This window comes from Enterobacter sp. BNK-22 (assembly GCF_048684805.1).
Lineage (GTDB): Bacteria > Pseudomonadota > Gammaproteobacteria > Enterobacterales > Enterobacteriaceae > Enterobacter > Enterobacter quasiroggenkampii.
Window position 1 is genome coordinate 1485679 of record NZ_JBLQTT010000001.1, and the last position, 18218, is coordinate 1503896.

General features: G+C 56.2%; 16 protein-coding genes. 11 read left to right on the top strand and 5 right to left on the bottom strand.

Features of this window, described 5'->3' with window-relative positions; all coding sequences use genetic code 11:
- The first annotated feature begins 30 nt into the window (after positions 1 to 30).
- A complete protein-coding gene (gene tcp / locus ACMGGE_RS06845) occupies positions 31 to 1692 on the top strand; it encodes a methyl-accepting chemotaxis citrate transducer (protein WP_048030711.1) in 1662 nt (553 codons plus the stop codon).
- A 27-nt stretch (positions 1693 to 1719) separates the two neighbouring features.
- On the opposite strand, the gene smrA is transcribed toward tcp, so the two are convergent.
- Entirely contained in the window at positions 1720 to 2283 is a 564-nt protein-coding gene (gene smrA, locus ACMGGE_RS06850) for a DNA endonuclease SmrA (RefSeq protein WP_045910355.1), read from the bottom strand.
- A 356-nt stretch (positions 2284 to 2639) separates the two neighbouring features.
- Positions 2640 to 3551: a LysR family transcriptional regulator gene (locus tag ACMGGE_RS06855; RefSeq protein ID WP_023292606.1), complete on the bottom strand. Its 912-nt coding sequence runs from the start codon at positions 3549 to 3551 to the stop codon at positions 2640 to 2642.
- A 175-nt stretch (positions 3552 to 3726) separates the two neighbouring features.
- Between ACMGGE_RS06855 and ACMGGE_RS06860 the strand changes: the two genes are divergently transcribed.
- The 7 genes from ACMGGE_RS06860 to uspE all read left to right on the top strand — a co-directional run bounded on the left by ACMGGE_RS06860 (position 3727) and on the right by uspE (position 10902).
- Positions 3727 to 5037 carry a M20 family metallo-hydrolase gene (locus ACMGGE_RS06860; RefSeq protein WP_420293572.1) on the top strand — a complete coding sequence of 437 codons (1311 nt, stop codon included), beginning with the start codon at positions 3727 to 3729 and terminating at the stop codon, positions 5035 to 5037.
- Positions 5037 to 6482, top strand: a complete 1446-nt coding sequence (locus tag ACMGGE_RS06865) for a M20 family metallopeptidase (RefSeq protein ID WP_420293573.1) — start codon at positions 5037 to 5039, stop codon at positions 6480 to 6482. Before ACMGGE_RS06860 ends, ACMGGE_RS06865 begins: the two co-directional genes overlap by 1 nt.
- 41 nt (positions 6483 to 6523) lie before the next feature.
- Positions 6524 to 8050: a p-aminobenzoyl-glutamate transporter gene (gene abgT, locus ACMGGE_RS06870; protein WP_420293574.1), complete on the top strand. Its 1527-nt coding sequence runs from the start codon at positions 6524 to 6526 to the stop codon at positions 8048 to 8050.
- A 10-nt stretch (positions 8051 to 8060) separates the two neighbouring features.
- Entirely contained in the window at positions 8061 to 8576 is a 516-nt protein-coding gene (ogt, locus tag ACMGGE_RS06875; RefSeq protein WP_262789844.1) for a methylated-DNA--[protein]-cysteine S-methyltransferase, read from the top strand.
- Positions 8577 to 8759: 183 nt separating this feature from the next.
- Positions 8760 to 9512 carry a fumarate/nitrate reduction transcriptional regulator Fnr gene (gene fnr, locus ACMGGE_RS06880; RefSeq protein ID WP_006174991.1) on the top strand — a complete coding sequence of 251 codons (753 nt, stop codon included), beginning with the start codon at positions 8760 to 8762 and terminating at the stop codon, positions 9510 to 9512.
- Positions 9513 to 9647: 135 nt separating this feature from the next.
- Positions 9648 to 9842, top strand: coding sequence for a hypothetical protein (locus ACMGGE_RS06885; RefSeq protein ID WP_044596726.1), 195 nt, complete (start codon positions 9648 to 9650; stop codon positions 9840 to 9842).
- 109 nt (positions 9843 to 9951) lie between these two features.
- The gene (gene uspE, locus ACMGGE_RS06890) at positions 9952 to 10902 is read left to right on the top strand and encodes a universal stress protein UspE (RefSeq protein WP_032640084.1); all 951 of its coding nucleotides are present in this window, start codon (positions 9952 to 9954) and stop codon (positions 10900 to 10902) included.
- A 122-nt stretch (positions 10903 to 11024) separates the two neighbouring features.
- Here uspE and pntB read toward each other — a convergent pair whose 3' ends face one another.
- Positions 11025 to 12413: a Re/Si-specific NAD(P)(+) transhydrogenase subunit beta gene (gene pntB, locus ACMGGE_RS06895; RefSeq protein ID WP_021241158.1), complete on the bottom strand. Its 1389-nt coding sequence runs from the start codon at positions 12411 to 12413 to the stop codon at positions 11025 to 11027.
- A 10-nt stretch (positions 12414 to 12423) separates the two neighbouring features.
- Positions 12424 to 13953, bottom strand: a complete 1530-nt coding sequence (gene pntA, locus ACMGGE_RS06900) for a Re/Si-specific NAD(P)(+) transhydrogenase subunit alpha (protein ID WP_008500544.1) — start codon at positions 13951 to 13953, stop codon at positions 12424 to 12426.
- A 535-nt stretch (positions 13954 to 14488) separates the two neighbouring features.
- Between pntA and ydgH the strand changes: the two genes are divergently transcribed.
- The 3 genes from ydgH (at position 14489) to folM (ending at position 17762) form a co-directional block, all read left to right on the top strand.
- Positions 14489 to 15433 carry a DUF1471 family protein YdgH gene (gene ydgH / locus ACMGGE_RS06905; protein WP_048030717.1) on the top strand — a complete coding sequence of 315 codons (945 nt, stop codon included), beginning with the start codon at positions 14489 to 14491 and terminating at the stop codon, positions 15431 to 15433.
- Between the two features lie 184 nt (positions 15434 to 15617).
- A complete protein-coding gene (locus ACMGGE_RS06910) occupies positions 15618 to 17000 on the top strand; it encodes an amino acid permease (protein ID WP_045910348.1) in 1383 nt (460 codons plus the stop codon).
- 39 nt (positions 17001 to 17039) lie between these two features.
- Positions 17040 to 17762, top strand: coding sequence for a dihydromonapterin reductase (gene folM / locus ACMGGE_RS06915; protein ID WP_045910347.1), 723 nt, complete (start codon positions 17040 to 17042; stop codon positions 17760 to 17762).
- Here the strand turns inward: folM and ACMGGE_RS06920 are convergent.
- On the bottom strand, positions 17759 to 18094 hold the full coding sequence (locus ACMGGE_RS06920) for a GlpM family protein (RefSeq protein WP_045910346.1): 336 nt from the start codon (positions 18092 to 18094) through the stop codon (positions 17759 to 17761). The genes folM and ACMGGE_RS06920 overlap by 4 nt on opposite strands.
- Between the last annotated feature and the right edge of the window lie 124 nt (positions 18095 to 18218).

Genomic DNA, 18218 nt, shown 5'->3' on the forward strand with positions numbered 1-18218 from the left:
ACCCTGCATCTTCTCTAACGGACGACCGCTATGCTGAAAAATCTGCACGTGATTACCGGTATTATCTTTGCCCTCACCATATTCTGTCTGCTGCAAGTTGTCACGGGAGGGTTGTTCTACTCTGCCGTCAGCAACGATCGCCATAACTTCCAGAACTCCGGCGTGCTCAACGCCCAGCAGGAAAGCCTGAGCGACAGCGTGAACACGCTGGTGAAAACGCGCGTCACCGTCACCCGCGTGGCGATCCGCTATCTGAAAAACCAGCGTGACCCGGCTTCCCTTGCGGCGATCAATAAACTGCTGGGCACCGCAAGCGACTCGCTGGCAAAAGCCGAAGCCTATAACAAAGAGTGGCAGAAACTGCCGCAGGTTAAGGGCCAGGAGGCGGCATTGACCGACGAGATGCAGAAATCCTGGAACCAGATGCACGAAGTCATGCGTTTATCGATTGAGTATCTGCGCGCCGATAATTATCAGGCCTATGGCGATCTGGACGCGCAGCAGGCGCAGGACGATATGGAAGCGGTCTATAACCGCTGGCGCGCCGAAAACAACACCCTGCTGAAGGCCGCAACCGAAGAGAACCAGAGCAGCTTTACGCAGATGCAGTGGACGCTGGCGGCAATTCTGCTGGCCGTTATCGCGGTACTGGTGGTCATCTGGCAGGGTTTACAGCACCTGCTGTTAAAACCACTCCACTCCATTATGAACCATATTCGCGCCATTGCAGGGGGCGACCTGACGCAGGATATCGCTATCTCGGGCCGCAATGAGATGGGTCAACTGGCCGCGGGCCTGCATGAGATGCAGCAGTCGCTGGTAACCACCGTCAGCGCCGTGCGCGGAAGCACCGATTCCATCTACACCGGCGCAGGCGAAATTGCCGCAGGAAGTAACGATCTTTCCGCCCGCACCGAGCAGCAGGCCGCCTCGCTCGAAGAGACCGCCGCCAGCATGGAAGAGCTGACCGCGACGGTTAAACAGAACTCCGATAACGCCCGTCAGGCCACGCTGCTGGCGAAAAACGCCTCTGAAACGGCCGCGCGCGGCGGCCACGTCGTGGATAACGTGGTTCGCACCATGAACGAAATCGCCGACAGTTCGCAGCAAATTGCGCATATTACCAGCGTGATCGACAGCATTGCGTTCCAGACGAACATTCTGGCGCTTAACGCTGCGGTGGAAGCGGCACGCGCCGGGGAACAGGGGCGTGGCTTTGCGGTTGTCGCGGGCGAGGTCCGTACCCTGGCGAGCCGCAGCGCGCAGGCAGCGAAAGAGATCAAAGGGCTTATCGAAAACTCCGTCAGCCGGGTGAATACCGGTTCTGAGCAGGTTAGCGAGGCCGGCACCACCATGAAGGAAATCGTCGCCGCCGTGACCCGCGTGACCGATATCATGGGCGAGATTTCCTCTGCCTCTGACGAGCAAAGCCGCGGCATTGAGCAGGTGAGCCTGGCCGTTTCGCAGATGGACAGCGTGACGCAGCAAAACGCCGCGTTGGTGCAGGAGTCCGCCACGGCGGCAGCGGCGCTGGAAGATCAGTCCGAACAGCTGCGCCAGGCGGTGGCCGCGTTTCGTCTGAACGGCAAAGAAAAAGCGGTCACCCCGCGCCCGGCCAGCGTGAAGACGCCTCAGCTGTTGCGCCCGGCAACCGCAAACGCCGCCACCGACAGCAACTGGGAAACCTTCTGAGTTTCAGGCGGGCGAGAATATCGCCCGCTAGCGGCTGCGCTTGGCGTGCCGCTCCCAGTTCTCCTGCTTTGCTTCATCGGATTTACGCAGTGAAACGTAGCATGCCCCGCTGCCGCCGTGATGCGGCAGCGCCACGCAGAAGGCCTGTACATCCTCGAACTCGGTTAACCAGCGCGCCAGGTAGCTGCGCACCACATTAGGATGTGAGTTCTGCTCCCGCCCTTTCCCGTGAATGATAATCAGGTTACGTAACCCGTCACGTCTGGCCTGGCAGATAAAAGAATAGAGCATCTGACGGCAGCGTTCGGCGGGCTGGCGCAGGAGGTTTAAGCTGGCCTGGCGGGCATATTTACCCGAGCGCAGCTTATCGATAACGCCCTGCTGCACCCCTTCGCGCTGGAACGCCAGCGGTTCTTCCAGGGGAAGAAGGTCAAGAAAATCGAGCGTCAGGAAGTTATCCAGCTGTTCACTATCCACCTCCTGTCGCGTCCGCGTATTGCGGCTGGGCTGCCAGTGAATATCCGGGCCACGCTTCAGCGGCTGGACATCTTCCATGGCGTCAAGAAAAAAGGATTTGTCGTCAGGGTTCATGGATATCCTCCGGCTACAACTGAGGACGGTACTATACCTGCGCCCGAGACAGGCCTCAATCACCGTTACAGGCCGTCGTGCGCAACAAATATTAACCTGATGAATATATATAGTATTTATAAAATAAACTTAAATATGACTTAACTAAAATTTCAGCAAAAATGAAATAAGTGATTTGTGTTAAATTTTCGTAAAATCAAACACTCAATATCCTTTCATTTTGCGGGAAAGGTGTTATACCTAAATATACCTGCTTCATGGATATAATACTCAGGATTGGCGAAAGGACGCACTGCTGTGTGTACTGGAGGATCTGTCTGATGTCGGGCAGATCCTGTTTTTTTATTATCTCACTTTCACGCCACGATTATTTTCCTCGCTTCCCGTCTGAACTGTGTAATTAACGATTCAGCCAGGGGCGTCTGACGTGAATCGCGGCGCTGAATTAAATAATATGCTGCTTTTGGAAGCGATTCGACAACCGGCAGCATGACCAGGCGGTGCGCCAGCAGCGGGTCACACCCTAGCTCCTGCGGCAATATGCTTAGAAAATCACTTTGCGCAACCAGGCTAATACAGGAGGAAAAGGTTTCGCAGACCACACCAATTCGCGGTATTTGCGAGCGATGGCTAAATACCTCTTCTAACTGCTTATAATAACTTCCCCGCGGCGTCGGCATTGTCCAGTTATAATGCAGAAGTTCATTAATTGACGTTGCCCCTGTTGCCGGATGCCCTTCGCGACAAAATACCGCAAACGGCTTCTCGAAGAGTTTTTCAAACGTAAATTCCTGGTCGTAAGGTCCCTGATAATAGGTGTTGATGGTGAAGTCCAGTTCGCCCTGCCGTAATTCGTTAATCATCGACACCAGCTGTCCTTCCATTATCCGCACTTTGACCTGCGGATGTTGGGCATGAAAGCGGGTGATGACGGCGGGCATCAGGCTGCGCGAAACGCTGGCCCCCATCCCGATGTTGATCTGCCCGGCCTGTTCCCCCTGCCGCTGACGAATGTCATCCTGCGCCGCGCGCAGCTCTTCCAGAATTAGCCGGGCACGCTGGTAAAAGCCCTCGCCGCATTCGGTCAACGCGACGCCCTTACTCCTGCGCACGAAAAGCTGCGCCGCCATGCCCTCCTCCAGCTCTTTGATGGATTTGGTCAATGCCGGCTGGGAAAGATTCAGCGTCCTGCTGGCACCGCGAATGCTGCCCTGACGAGCAACTTCAACAAACGCCCGGAGATGATGGAATTTAACCTGAAATGACATAGCCCGACCGATAACCGTTGTTTATCAGAGTAAAGAAACTGTCATCTACTTTACTGGAAAGGGATGTGCGAGGGTAATTCCTGAACGGTTAAAACTGTGAAAAATCGGTTAGTGATAAGTAAAAACTATCACAGCGTGAAGCAGTTCACATATTTTAATGATGACAGGAACAGATATGGACACACTGGCGCACTACATCCAGACGTTAACCCCGCAGCTGAGCGCGTGGCGTCGCGATTTTCACCATTATGCGGAATCCGGCTGGGTAGAGTTTCGTACCGCCGCGAAAGTCGCGGAGACCCTGGATTCGCTGGGTTACGCGCTGGCGATGGGGCGCGACGTCGTCGATGCCGAAAGCCGGATGGGGCTGCCCGATGACGCGACCCTGGCGCGAGAATTTGCCCGCGCGCGCGCGCAAGGCGCGCCTGAGAAATGGCTGGCGCCGTTTGAAGGCGGCTTTACCGGCATTGTTGCCACCCTGAATACCGGCCGCCCTGGCCCAACCCTGGCGTTTCGCGTTGACATGGACGCCCTTGATTTAAGCGAAGCGCTCGACGACAGCCATCGCCCGTTCCGCGACGGGTTTGCCTCCTGCAATCCGGGAATGATGCACGCCTGCGCACACGACGGCCACACCACCATTGGTCTGGGGCTGGCACAGGTGCTTAAGCAGAATGAAGCCCGGCTGAACGGCACCATCAAGCTGATCTTCCAGCCTGCCGAAGAAGGAACGCGCGGCGCGCGCGCCATGGTTGCCGCCGGAGCGCTGGATGACGTGGACTATTTCACGGCCATTCATATTGGCACCGGCGTACCTGCCGGGACGGTAATCTGCGGCAGCGATAACTTTATGGCCACCACCAAGTTCGACGTGAGCTTCACCGGCGTGGCCGCACACGCGGGCGGTAAACCGGAGGACGGTCGTAACGCTCTGCTCGCCGCCGCGCAGGCCGCCCTCGCCCTGCACAGCATCGCCCCACACAGCGACGGCGCATCCCGGGTGAACGTCGGCGTGATGCAGGCGGGCAGCGGACGCAACGTGGTCCCCGCGAATGCGCTGATGAAGGTTGAAACCCGCGGTGAAAGCGAAGCGATTAATCAGTATGTCTTTGAACGCGCGCAGGCGGTGGTTACCGGCGCGGCGGCGCTCTACGGCGTGAGCGCGGAGATGCGCCTGATGGGGGCCGCCACCTCCAGCGCGCCGACGCCGGCCTGGGTTGATTATCTGCGCGAACAGGCGAGCCAGGTTTCAGGGGTTGTTCACGCCATCGATAAGGTGAAAGCCCCGGCCGGATCCGAAGACGCCACGCTGATGATGGCCCGCGTGCAGCAGAACGGGGGCATGGCGTCCTATATGGTGTTTGGCACGGATTTGAGCGCCGGACATCACAACGAAAAATTCGACTTCGATGAACGGGTGATGCCTGTCGCCATCGAAACGCTGGCGCGAACTGCGCTTAATTTCCCGTGGACGCGAGGTGTGTAATGCAGGAGAACTACGCTTTTATTGCCGATGCGATCGATACGCGATGTCGGACGTTAACCGATATTGCCGACGCGATCTGGGATCGCCCCGAAACCCGTTTTGAAGAGGTCTGGTCCGCCGAACGGCTGGCCAGCGAGCTGGAAGCCGAAGGTTTCACGCTGACCCGCGAGGCAGGCGGTATCCCAAATGCCTTTATCGCCAGCTTCGGCAGCGGAAAACCGGTTATCGCCCTGCTGGGCGAGTACGACGCGCTGGCCGGGTTAAGCCAGCAGGCACACTGCGCGACCGCGCAAACCGCCACGCCGGGGGCTAACGGCCACGGCTGCGGGCATAACCTCTTAGGCACCGCAGCACTTGCGGGCGCGGTGGCGGTGAAAAGCTGGCTGGAGCAGCACGGTGGCAGCGGAACGGTGCGTTTTTACGGCTGTCCCGGTGAAGAAGGCGGCTCCGGGAAAACCTTTATGGTGCGCGAAGGGCTGTTTGATGATGTCGATGCCGCCGTCACCTGGCACCCGGAAGCCTTTGCCGGGATGTTTAACGTCAGCACGCTGGCGAATATTCAGGCCGCCTGGCGTTTTCACGGCGTGGCGGCGCACGCGGCCAACTCCCCTCACCTGGGACGCAGCGCGCTGGACGCCGTAACGCTGATGACCACCGGCACCAACTTCCTTAACGAACACATCATCGAGAAAGCGCGCGTCCATTACGCCATTACCGATACCGGCGGGATTTCGCCCAACGTGGTGCAGGCGCAGGCCGAGGTGCTGTACCTGATCCGCGCCCCGGAGATGGCGGATGCGCAGCAGATCTACGAGCGCATCGAGAAAATTGCCCAGGGCGCGGCGATGATGACCGAAACCACCGTCGAATGCCGCTTTGATAAAGCCTGCTCCAGCTACCTGCCGAACCGCACGCTTGAGGCGGCGATGTATCGCGCCCTGCAGCACTACGGTACGCCGGAGTGGACCGACGAAGAGCGAGAGTTTGCCCGCGAGATCCGCGCCACGCTGACGCCCAACGATTTGCAAAACAGCCTGAAAAATATTGCAGCCACGGGTGGCGAAGCGGGTAAAGCCTTTGCCCGTCGTCATCAGGCGACGCTCCTGGTGGATGAAGTCGCGCCTTATGCCGTCACCGACAACGTGCTGGCAGGTTCAACCGACGTGGGTGACGTCAGCTGGAAAATGCCGGTCGCCCAATGCTTCAGCCCCTGCTTTACCGTCGGCACGCCGCTGCACACCTGGCAACTGGTATCTCAGGGGCGAACCTCTATTGCCCACAAAGGCATGCTGCTGGCCGGGAAAGTGATGGGCGCGACCGCGCTCAATCTGCTGCAGGACGCCGCGCTGCTGAAAAAATGCCGTGAAGAGTTCGAACAACGAATAGAAGAAAAACCGTACGTGTGTCCGATCCCACGAGGCGTGACACCGTCACCTTTAAAATAAAAAAACACAACACAACAACACAACAGTCCCGAGGAACGCCCATGAGTATGTCATCCATACCTTCGCATTCCCCATCCGGTAAGCTCTATGGCTGGGTTGAAAGGATCGGCAATAAAGTGCCGCACCCTTTCCTGCTTTTTATCTATCTTATTGTGATTTTGATGGTCGCCACCGCCGTGCTCTCCGCCTTTGACGTCAGCGTGCGCAGCCCGGCCGACGGCAGCCTGGTAGCGGTGAAAAACCTGCTGAGCATTGAAGGGCTACACTGGTTTTTACCCAACGTGATTAAAAACTTCAGCGGATTTGCCCCGCTCGGCGCCATTCTGGCGCTGGTGCTGGGCGCCGGGCTGGCTGAACGCGTCGGCCTGTTGCCCGCATTGATGGTGAAGATGGCTTCTCACGTCAGCGCGCGCTACGCGAGCTACATGGTGCTGTTTATCGCCTTCTTCAGCCATATCTCCTCCGACGCCGCGCTGGTGATCATGCCGCCGATGGGGGCGCTGATCTTCCTCGCCGTCGGGCGCCATCCCGTGGCGGGTCTGCTGTCCGCGATTGCGGGGGTGGGCTGCGGTTTTACCGCTAACCTGCTGATCGTCACCACCGACGTGTTGCTCTCGGGCATCAGTACGGAGGCGGCGAAAACCATTGATGCGGCCATGCACGTCAGCGTGATCGACAACTGGTACTTTATGGCAAGCTCGGTCATTGTCCTGACGATTGTCGGCGGGCTGATTACCGATAAGATCGTCGAGCCGCGGCTGGGTAAATGGGAAGGCCGCAGTGATGAAAAGCTGGAAACCCTGAGCAAAGAGCAGCGCTTCGGCCTGCGCGTGGCGGGGATTGTCTCGCTGGCGTTTATTGCCGCGGTGGCGCTGATGGTGGTGCCGGAAAACGGCATATTGCGCGATCCGGTTAAACATACCGTCCTACCTTCTCCGTTTATCCAGGGCATCGTGCCGCTGATTATTCTGTTTTTCTTTGTCGTCTCGCTCGCCTACGGTATCGCCACCGGTAAAATTCGCCGCCAGGGCGATCTGCCGCAGCTGATGATCGAGCCGATGAAAGAGATGGCGGGCTTTATCGTGATGGTGTTCCCGCTGGCCCAGTTTGTGGCGATGTTTAACTGGAGCAACATGGGCAAGTTTATGGCCGTGGGCCTGACCGACGCGCTGGAGGCGGCCGGGTTAAGCGGCGTACCGGCGTTTGTCGGCCTGGCGCTGCTTTCGTCGCTGCTGTGCATGTTTATCGCCAGCGGCTCCGCCATCTGGTCGATTCTGGCCCCGATCTTCGTGCCGATGTTTATGATGCTGGGGTTCCACCCGGCTTTCGCGCAGATCCTGTTCCGCATCGCGGACTCTTCGGTCATCCCGCTGGCGCCGGTTTCGCCGTTTGTTCCGCTGTTTTTAGGCTTCCTCCAGCGCTATAAACCCGAGGCCAAACTGGGTACTTACTATTCGCTGGTTTTACCCTACCCGCTTATCTTTTTAGGGGTATGGCTGGTGATGCTGGTGACATGGTATCTTGTCGGCCTGCCGATTGGACCGGGGATTTACCCGAGGCTGAACTAAAGGAATGAGGATGCTGAGATTACTCGAAGACAAGATTGCGACGCCGCTTGGCCCGCTGTGGGTGATCGCGGACGAGCAGTTTTGTCTGCGCGCCGTTGAGTGGGAAGAGCACAGCGACCGCATGGAAGAACTGCTTGCGATTCACTACCGCTCACAGGGGTATGAACGTATCCGCGCCATCAATCCGGGTGGACTGAGCGACAAGCTAGCGGCGTACTTCGAAGGCGATCTCAGCATCATCGACACGCTGCCCACCGCCACGGCAGGCACCCCTTTTCAGCGCGAAGTGTGGCAGGCGCTGCGGGCCATTCCCTGCGGACAGGTGATGCATTACGGCCAGCTCGCGGAGCAGTTAGGTCGCGCAGGGGCCGCACGCGCCGTAGGCGCCGCGAACGGCTCTAATCCGGTCAGCATCGTGGTGCCCTGCCATCGCGTTATTGGCCGCAACGGTACCCTGACCGGCTATGCCGGTGGCGTGCAGCGAAAAGAGTGGTTACTGCGTCACGAAGGGTATCTTTTGCTCTAGTTCCCAGGCTTTTTGTGCTTAATTTTCTACCGGTTAGGCTAAAAATCCATAATCAAGCTGTGGAATTTCAAGAAGATGGCGACGCATTGTCGTCTCTTGTCCTTATTGAGGGTTTGTCAGGCTTACGTACTTACCAAAAAGATGTTAAAATTGACCAATATCAATTAAGGCTTGAGCAAACCTATGATCCCGGAAAAGCGAATTATACGACGCATTCAGTCTGGCGGTTGTGCTATCCATTGCCAGGATTGCAGCATCAGCCAGCTCTGTATCCCGTTTACCCTGAATGAGCATGAACTCGATCAGCTTGATAATATCATCGAGCGTAAAAAGCCTATTCAGAAAGGGCAGACGCTGTTTAAAGCGGGAGACGAACTGAAATCGCTCTATGCTATCCGTTCTGGCACCATCAAGAGCTACACCATCACCGAACAGGGCGATGAGCAGATCACCGGCTTCCATCTGGCAGGTGACCTGGTAGGCTTTGATGCCATCGGTACGGGCCATCACCCGAGCTTTGCTCAGGCACTCGAAACCTCGATGGTTTGCGAAATTCCGTTTGAAACCCTGGACGATCTGTCCGGCAAGATGCCTAACCTGCGTCAGCAGATGATGCGTCTGATGAGCGGTGAGATCAAAGGCGATCAGGACATGATTCTGCTGCTTTCTAAAAAGAACGCAGAAGAGCGTCTGGCCGCGTTTATCTACAACCTCTCCCGCCGCTTCGCCGAGCGTGGCTTCTCGCCGCGTGAATTCCGTCTGACCATGACGCGTGGCGATATCGGTAACTACCTGGGTCTGACCGTGGAAACCATCAGCCGTCTGCTGGGTCGTTTCCAGAAAAGCGGGATGCTGGCCGTTAAGGGTAAATATATCACTATCGAAAACGGTGAAGCGCTGGCCGTTCTTGCCGGGCACGCCCGCAACGTGGCGTAAACGCCATACGTATACAGCCAGACCGATAAATTTTCCTGATTTAGCGGTCTGGCCTGTCACCCCGTCCTTTATCTGACCTTTTCACCGTAGCACGTCCCCACACAGCACCCAAAAGGTTCTCGTTGAGGTTATGAATTGAGAGAAAGTTTGTTTTTCGTTTCAGTCGTGATTGCCTCCGTGACCTTTATCTTCATCTGGATCATGCTTGTCGGCCCAATGAAGGGGGAGGAAAAAACCTACGTTCAGGATTCCACGACCTTTGCGATAGCGGTGATGGTGCTGCTGTTTATTGCGTTTGTTGCGGTAACGACCACGGTGCTTTTCCTCTGATAAATTTTCATGAATTATTGATCTGGCAAAACCTCCCCTCTGTTTCATTCAGGATATATAGGTTACTCTTTTAATTACAGACTGTGGTGACAGTAGTAAGGAGACCTGTATGGCCAAGTATCAAAACATGCTGGTAGCAATCGATCCGAATCAGGACGATCAGCCGGCATTACGACGTGCTGTGTATTTACATCAACGGATTGGTGGCAAAATCAAAGCGTTTTTGCCGATCTATGACTTCTCGTATGAGATGACCACCCTTCTGTCGCCTGACGAGCGCACCGCTATGCGTCAGGGCGTCATCAGCCAGCGTACCGCGTGGATCCGCGAACAGGCGAAGTATTACCTGGAAGCGGGTGTGCCCATTGATATTAAAGTGGTCTGGCACAACCGACCTTTTGAAGCCATCATTCAGGAAGTCGTTGCCGGTGGGCACGATCTGCTGCTGAAGATGGCGCACCAGCACGACAAGCTGGAATCCGTGATCTTCACCCCGACCGACTGGCATTTGCTGCGTAAATGCCCTTGCCCGGTCTGGATGGTGAAAGACCAGCCGTGGCCTGAAGGCGGGAAAGCCGTTGTGGCGGTAAACCTCGCCAGCGAAGAGGATTACCACAATTCGCTGAACGAGAAGCTGGTGAAGGAGACTATCCAGCTTGCCGATCAGGTCAATCATACCGAAGTGCATCTGGTTGGCGCCTATCCGGTCACCCCGATTAACATCGCCATTGAACTGCCGGAATTTGACCCGAGCGTGTACAACGACGCGATCCGCGGTCAGCATCTGCTGGCCATGAAAGCGCTGCGCCAGAAATTCAGCATCGATGAGAAAATGACCCACGTGGAAAAAGGGCTGCCTGAAGAGGTGATCCCGGACCTGGCTGAACACCTGCAGGCGGGGATTGTGGTGCTGGGTACCATTGGTCGTACCGGTATTTCTGCCGCCTTCCTCGGCAATACCGCCGAGCAGGTGATCGACCATCTGCGCTGCGACCTGCTGGTTATCAAGCCGGATGAGTACCAGACGCCGGTTGAGCTCGACGATCCGGAAGACGATTGACCCGCAAGATGAAAAAAAACCGTCGGCGAACCGGCGCTTTTTTTTGCCGGGTGACGGCTACGCCTTACCCGGCCTACGGGTTTGGTAGGCCCGGTAAGCTTGCGCCACCGGGCTTTACCCTGTCAGAGCGCTTTGAGAATCGCATCCACGCTGGCTTTGGCATCGCCAAACAGCATGTGAGTGTTCTCTTTGAAGAACAGCGGGTTTTGCACCCCGGCATAGCCGGTATTCATTGAACGTTTAAACACGATCACGTTCTGCGCTTTCCACACTTCCAGAACCGGCATCCCGGCGATTGGGCTACGCGGATCGTCCTGCGCCGCCGGGTTAACGGTGTCGTTAGCCCCAATGACCAGCACGGTGTCGGTGTCGGCGAAATCATCGTTGATCTCATCCATCTCCAGCACGATGTCGTAAGGCACTTTCGCCTCCGCCAGCAGCACGTTCATGTGGCCTGGCAGACGCCCCGCCACCGGGTGAATACCAAAGCGCACCTTGATACCGCGCGCGCGCAGCTTCTCGGTGATTTCCGCCACCGGATACTGCGCCTGTGCCACCGCCATGCCGTAGCCCGGGGTGATAATGACCGAGTGCGAGTTTTTGAGCATCTCGGCGGTATCTTCCGCGCTGATCTCACGGTGCTCACCCACTTCCTCATCGGAGCCGGTAGACGAGCCGTCAGAACCAAAGCCACCGGCGATGACGCTGATGAACGAGCGGTTCATCGCCTTACACATGATGTAAGACAGGATCGCACCCGAAGAACCCACCAGCGCACCGGTAACGATCAGCAGGTCGTTGCTCAGCATAAAGCCCGCCGCCGCCGCCGCCCAACCGGAGTAGGAGTTCAGCATGGAGACCACCACTGGCATATCCGCACCACCGATGGACGCCACCAGATGCCAGCCGAAGGCCAGCGCGATGATGGTCATCACCAGCAACGCCAGCACCTGCAGACCGACGCTTTCGGTACGCACGAAGACCACCAGCAGCACAAACGACACCACCAGCGCCGCCAGGTTCAGCTTATGGCGATTTGGCAGCATCAGCGGCTTAGAGGAAATCTTCCCGCGCAGCTTACCGAACGCGACAATGGAGCCGGTGAAGGTGACCGCACCGATGAAGATACCGAGGAACACTTCCGTCAGGTGAATATTCACCAGAATCGGTTCCAGACCCGGCGTGTGGTACAGGTAGCTGTTGAAGCCCACCAGCACCGCGGCCAGACCCACAAAGCTGTGCAGAATCGCCACCAGCTCCGGCATCTCGGTCATTTCAACGCGTTTCGCCAGGCGAATACCAATCGCACCGCCGATGATCATCGCCACCAGGATCCACGCTACGTTGCCAGTATCCGGCCCGAAGATGGTGGCAATCAGCGCAATCGCCATCCCGGCGATACCAAAGTTATTCCCCTGCTGAGACGTTTCGTGTTTGGAAAGCCCCGCCAGACTGAAAATAAACAGGATTGCAGCAACAATGTATGCGGCTGTCACTAATCCTCCAGACATATGCTACCCCTTAGCCTTTACGAAACATTTTCAGCATGCGCTGAGTCACGGTGAAACCACCGAAAATATTGATACTGGCGATCAGCACCGCGATAAAGCTCAGGAAGCTGATCCAGCCGCCGTGGCCAATCTGCAGTAACGCCCCCACCACGATGATCCCGGAGATGGCGTTGGTTACCGACATCAGCGGTGTATGCAGCGCATGGGAGACGTTCCACACCACGTAGTAGCCCACGACGCAGGAGAGCGCGAAGACGGTAAAGTGGCCGAGGAACTCTTTCGGCGCGACGTCAGCCAGCCAGCCGAAGAGAATAATCACCAGCGCCATGATCGCGTATTTGCGCCAAGGGGAAGCCGGTTTGGCAGGTTCTTTTGGTTCAGGCGCCGCTTTAGGCGCTGCCTGAGGCTGGGCCGAAACCTGAATCGGCGGCGCAGGCCAGGTAATTTCACCTTCACGCACCACGGTCACACCGCGCACCACCACATCGTCAAAATCGACGGTGATGTTGCCGTCTTTCTCTTTGCAAAGCAGCTTCAGCAGGTTGACGAGGTTGGTGCCGTACAGCTGAGACGATTGCGTCGGCAGGCGACCCGGCAGATCGGTATAGCCGATCACCTTCACGCCGTTCGCGGTCGTGGTCACCTGATTCGCTACGGTATATTCACAGTTGCCGCCGTTTTGCGCAGCCAGGTCGACAATCACGCTGCCCGGCTTCATGGAGTCAACCATCTCACGGGTAATCAGCTTCGGCGCCGGTTTACCCGGGATAAGCGCGGTGGTGACAATGATGTCGACATCTTTCGCCTGCGCAGCGAAAAGTTCCATTTCGGCTTTGATAAAGGCTTCCGACATCACCTTCGCGTAACCATCACCGCTGCCCGCTTCTTCCTTGAAGTCCAGCTCAAGGAATTCGGCGCCCATACTCTGGACCTGCTCCTTCACTTCAGGACGGGTATCGAACGCGCGCACGATAGCGCCCAGGCTGTTTGCCGCACCGATGGCGGCAAGTCCCGCCACGCCCGCGCCAATCACCATCACCTTCGCCGGAGGGACTTTACCCGCCGCGGTGATCTGACCGGTAAAGAAGCGTCCAAATTCGTGGGCCGCTTCAACGATGGCGCGGTAGCCCGCAATGTTTGCCATTGAACTTAAGGCGTCCAGCGACTGGGCGCGCGAAATACGCGGCACGGAGTCCATCGCCATGACGGTAACGCCGCGCGCGGCCAGTTTTTCCATCAGCTCAGGATTTTGCGCAGGCCAGATAAAGCTCACCAGCGTGGTGCCCGGATTCAGCAGCGCTATCTCACTCTCTTCCGGTGCATTGACCTTCAGAATTACCGGCGACTGCCATACGTCGGCACCGTCCACCACTTCCGCGCCAGCCTGGATAAAGGCCTCGTCATCGAAACTCGCCAGTTTGCCTGCGCCGCTTTCAACCGCGACGGTAAAACCCAGCTTAAGCAGTTGCTCCACCGTTTTCGGTGTTGCCGCTACGCGGGTTTCATTGGCTAACCGTTCTTTTGGTACCCCAATACGCATAGTTTTCCCTTCCATCGGTTTTTGATGATGGTTTATCGATAAATGCCCGCGGTTTGTATCATTTTTCGCCATCACACAAGCAATGAGACACAATTCACCCCGGAAAATAAAACAGTAACAAACTGTCTATAACCTACTGAAAATACCGGCCGTGATCTACCGCCAGAAAACACTATTTCTTACTTTATCTGTGAAAAATAAGCGATCGGCGTCACTGACAGTGATATTTACCTTAAATTCATCGCCAGAACCGATAATTCGCGCAAGCGAAGCGGTAAAAACATGATATAGCGCCATAAGAGAACAACTTATTAACATTAAATTAACTTGTAAAAGTCATAAGCTTTATCAGTTTTACTTGTCAAACGCGTGTTTTTTCAACATATCACTAAATGTTATCGAATAAGGTGATTCAGTGAGCACAGGCAGTGAAAAATGGCGCAGACAGCGACGGGTTTTAAATGCCATAATCGGGACCGTCTCAAATTAACAACAATACCAGTACATGGTTTGCGCAAGGCGAAGGATCATTTTTATGAAGCTTAAGAACACACTCCTGGCGTCCGCACTTCTCTCCGCGACCGCCCTGTCTGCGAATGCCGCAACAGAGTTAACGCCGGAGCAAGCGGCAGCGTTAAAACCTTTTGACCATAAGGTCATTGTGGGTCGTTATAATTCTATTGGCGACGCCGTCGCCGCTGCATCAAAGGCCGCTGATAAAAACGGGGCAGCCTCGTTTTATGTTGTTGACCAGTCTGATAACGGCAACAGCGGTAACCAGCGCGTGACTATTGCGCTGTATAAAGACAACGCGCCAAAAGCTGACGCACCGAAAAATCGCGTGATCAACGGTGTTGTTGAACTGCCGAAAGATCAGGCAATTGCGCTGGAACCGTACGACACCGTCACCGTTCAGGGCTTCTACCGCAGCCAGCCTGAAGTGAACGATGCCATCACCAAAGCCGCGAAAGAGAAAGGGGCCTACTCGTTCTACATCGTGCGTCAGGTCGATGCTAACCAGGGCGGCAACCAGCGTATTACCGCGTTCATCTATAAAGAAGATGCGAAAAAACGTGTTCTGCAGAGCCCGGATGCGATTCCGGCGAACTCAGAAGCCGGTCGCGCGGCGATAGCGAAAGGTGGCGAAGAAGCGAAGAAAGTGGAAATCCCAGGCGTCGCAACGACGGCTGCGCCAAGCGCTGAAGTGGGCCGTTTCTTTGAAACGCAGTCCACGAAAGGTGGCCGTTATTCGGTTACGCTGCCAGACGGTACCAAAGTTGAAGAGCTGAACAATGCCACTGCCGCGCAGATGGTGCCATTCGACAGCATCAAATTTACCGGCAACTACGGCAACATGACGGAAGTCTCTTACCAGGTCGCGAAGCGTGCGGCGAAGAAAGGGGCGAAGTTCTACCACATTACCCGCCAGTGGCAGGAACGTGGTAACAACGTGACCATCAGCGCCGATCTGTACAAGTAACAAAATCGTTTAAGAAAGGCGGCGCAATGCCGCCTTTTTTGTTACTTTTTTTGAATTTCTGCCACACGTCATTGCATGCTTTCGTTACACTCCGTAAAATCCCGCGCCTTAGTGTGATCCACCATTTTTATGCGCCTGAGCGAAATAATTATTCTGGATTTTGACCTTTCATAACAGGAAGCCAATGGAAAAGAAACTTGGCCTGAGTGCTCTGACTGCACTCGTTTTAAGCTCAATGCTGGGTGCGGGCGTATTCAGTTTGCCGCAAAATATGGCGGCCGTCGCCAGCCCGTCTGCGCTCATCATTGGCTGGGGCATTACGGGAGTCGGAATATTGCTGCTGGCCTTCGCCATGCTGCTGCTGACCCGCATTCGCCCGGACCTGGACGGCGGCATTTTCACCTATGCCCGTGAAGGCTTCGGCGAGCTGATTGGCTTCTGTTCCGCATGGGGATACTGGCTGTGTGCGGTTATCGCCAACGTCTCCTATCTGGTGATTGTCTTCTCGGCGCTCAGTTTCTTTACCGATACGCCTGAATTGCGCCTCTTTGGCGACGGGAATACCTGGCAGTCTATTGTGGGCGCTTCGGTATTACTGTGGTTCGTCCACTGGCTGGTGCTGCGTGGCGTACAAACGGCCGCCAGCATTAACCTGGTGGCGACGCTCGCGAAGCTGGTTCCGCTCGGCCTGTTTATCGTTCTGGCCTTCATTGCGTTCCGTCTCGACGTGTTTAAGCTCGATTTCAGCGGCGTTGCGCTGGGCGTCCCCGTCTGGGAGCAGGTGAAAAACACGATGCTGATTACCCTGTGGGTATTCATCGGCGTTGAAGGCGCGGTTGTGGTTTCTGCCCGCGCCCGAAATAAACGCGATGTAGGCCGCGCCACGCTGCTGGCCGTACTGGCTGCGCTCGGGGTCTATCTGCTGGTCACGCTGCTGTCGCTGGGCGTGGTGGCGCGTCCTGAACTGGCTGAAATGCGTAACCCGTCAATGGCGGGCCTGATGGTGAAAATGCTCGGCCCCTGGGGCGACGTGGTGATTGCGGCGGGTCTTATTATCTCCGTCTGCGGAGCCTACCTGAGCTGGACCATCATGGCGGCTGAAGTGCCCTTCCTGGCCTCTACGCACAAAGCGTTCCCACGGCTGTTTGCGCGTCAAAACAAAAACAGCGCGCCGTCTGCCTCACTCTGGCTGACCAACATCAGCGTTCAGATCTGCCTGGTGCTGATCTGGCTCACAGGTTCAGACTATAACACGCTGCTGACCATCGCCTCGGAGATGATTCTGGTACCCTATTTCTTAGTGGGGGCGTATTTGTTAAAAATTGCCACTCGTCCCGCGCATTATGTCGTGGGTGTCGGAGCCTGTATTTACGGCCTGTGGTTGTTGTATGCTTCCGGACCTATGCATCTGCTGCTGTCGGTGGTGCTGTACGCACCGGGTCTGCTGGTGTTTATCTACGCCCGCCGCACGCATCAGCTGGAGAACGCGCTGAAACGCCGCGAAATGGCATTAATTGGACTCTTACTGGTTGCTGCCGTGCCGGCAACCTGGATGTTAGTGGGATAGCATCGCCTTTCCCATTGTTGAACTGTAAAGGAGAATACGATGGGAAATGCACCGCTTCGCCCCATACTGATCACCGGTGGAGGCCGCCGTATCGGCCTCGCTCTCGCCCATCACTTTCTCAACCTTCGCCATCCGGTCATTGTGAGCTACCGTACGGAATACCCGTCGATTGAAGGGTTACGCAAAGCCGGGGCGGTCTGCATTCAGGCTGATTTTTCAACCGATGAAGGCATTCTGGCCTTTGCGGAAAAGGTGAAATCCACCACTGCCGGGCTGCGCGCCGTGATCCATAACGCCAGCGCATGGCAGGCCGAGAAATCCGGTACCTCGCTCAGCGAAACGCTTGCCGCCATGTTACAGATCCATGTTAATACCCCTTATCTGCTGAACCATGCTCTGCAGGATCTGCTCCGCGGCCACGGGCATGCTGCGGGCGACATCATTCACTTCACTGATTATGTGGTGGAGCGCGGCAGCGACAAGCACATCGCCTATGCGGCCAGTAAAGCCGCGCTGGATAACATGACCCGCTCGTTTGCCCGCAAGCTCGCCCCCGAGGTGAAGGTGAACGCCATTGCCCCGGCGATGATTTTATTCAACGAAAACGATGATGCGGAGTATCGCCAGCAGGCGCTGAATAAGTCGCTCATGAAAATTGCCCCGGGCGAGAAAGAGGTCATCGACCTCGTGGATTACCTGCTCACCAGTTGCTACGTCACCGGCAGAACCTTTGCCGTGGACGGCGGCCGACCGCTGCGTTAGTGAAAGCGGCTCCAGAAGAAAATTAACAGCCAGGCGCTGAGCCCCCAGCAGACCACCGCCCCGCTCAGCGCCAGTGGGAGACGCAGAAAACCGGTGAAATACCACAGCGAAAGCAGGTAGAGAAAATACGGAATGATTGACCACATGCCAAACACGATGGTCGTGCGTAACGCTTCCGTACCGCGTTCAGACGCCACGATATAGTGGGCAATGAGCGCAAAGGTCGGGAAGAGAGGGATCAGCCCGGCAATATAGTAGTTTTTCGTTTTCGCCAGCATGCCAATCAGCAACACCACCAGCGCGCCCAGCCCGGCTTTGATCACCAGCCCCATCGTTTTCCCTATAATAATCAACTCACAATATCAGCCAGAATAACGGAACCGGCGTTAATTTTGAAAGATTAATGGAAGGTTAAGGTTTCACGGTGTATGTTGGCTTTTTTCACGAAAACAGACG

Bases quoted from the DNA above. Each gene is read 5' to 3' on its own strand.
- ogt (WP_262789844.1), top strand. From the start codon at position 8,061: ATGCTGAGATTACTCGAAGACAAGATTGCGACGCCGCTTGGCCCGCTG.
- folM (WP_045910347.1), top strand. From the start codon at position 17,040: ATGGGAAATGCACCGCTTCGCCCCATACTGATCACCGGTGGAGGCCGC.
- ACMGGE_RS06865 (WP_420293573.1), top strand. From the start codon at position 5,037: ATGCAGGAGAACTACGCTTTTATTGCCGATGCGATCGATACGCGATGT.
- abgT (WP_420293574.1), top strand. From the start codon at position 6,524: ATGAGTATGTCATCCATACCTTCGCATTCCCCATCCGGTAAGCTCTAT.
- ACMGGE_RS06920 (WP_045910346.1), bottom strand. From the start codon at position 18,094: ATGGGGCTGGTGATCAAAGCCGGGCTGGGCGCGCTGGTGGTGTTGCTG.
- pntB (WP_021241158.1), bottom strand. From the start codon at position 12,413: ATGTCTGGAGGATTAGTGACAGCCGCATACATTGTTGCTGCAATCCTG.
- pntA (WP_008500544.1), bottom strand. From the start codon at position 13,953: ATGCGTATTGGGGTACCAAAAGAACGGTTAGCCAATGAAACCCGCGTA.
- fnr (WP_006174991.1), top strand. From the start codon at position 8,760: ATGATCCCGGAAAAGCGAATTATACGACGCATTCAGTCTGGCGGTTGT.
- ACMGGE_RS06910 (WP_045910348.1), top strand. From the start codon at position 15,618: ATGGAAAAGAAACTTGGCCTGAGTGCTCTGACTGCACTCGTTTTAAGC.
- tcp (WP_048030711.1), top strand. From the start codon at position 31: ATGCTGAAAAATCTGCACGTGATTACCGGTATTATCTTTGCCCTCACC.
- smrA (WP_045910355.1), bottom strand. From the start codon at position 2,283: ATGAACCCTGACGACAAATCCTTTTTTCTTGACGCCATGGAAGATGTC.
- ACMGGE_RS06860 (WP_420293572.1), top strand. From the start codon at position 3,727: ATGGACACACTGGCGCACTACATCCAGACGTTAACCCCGCAGCTGAGC.
- uspE (WP_032640084.1), top strand. From the start codon at position 9,952: ATGGCCAAGTATCAAAACATGCTGGTAGCAATCGATCCGAATCAGGAC.
- ACMGGE_RS06855 (WP_023292606.1), bottom strand. From the start codon at position 3,551: ATGTCATTTCAGGTTAAATTCCATCATCTCCGGGCGTTTGTTGAAGTT.
- ydgH (WP_048030717.1), top strand. From the start codon at position 14,489: ATGAAGCTTAAGAACACACTCCTGGCGTCCGCACTTCTCTCCGCGACC.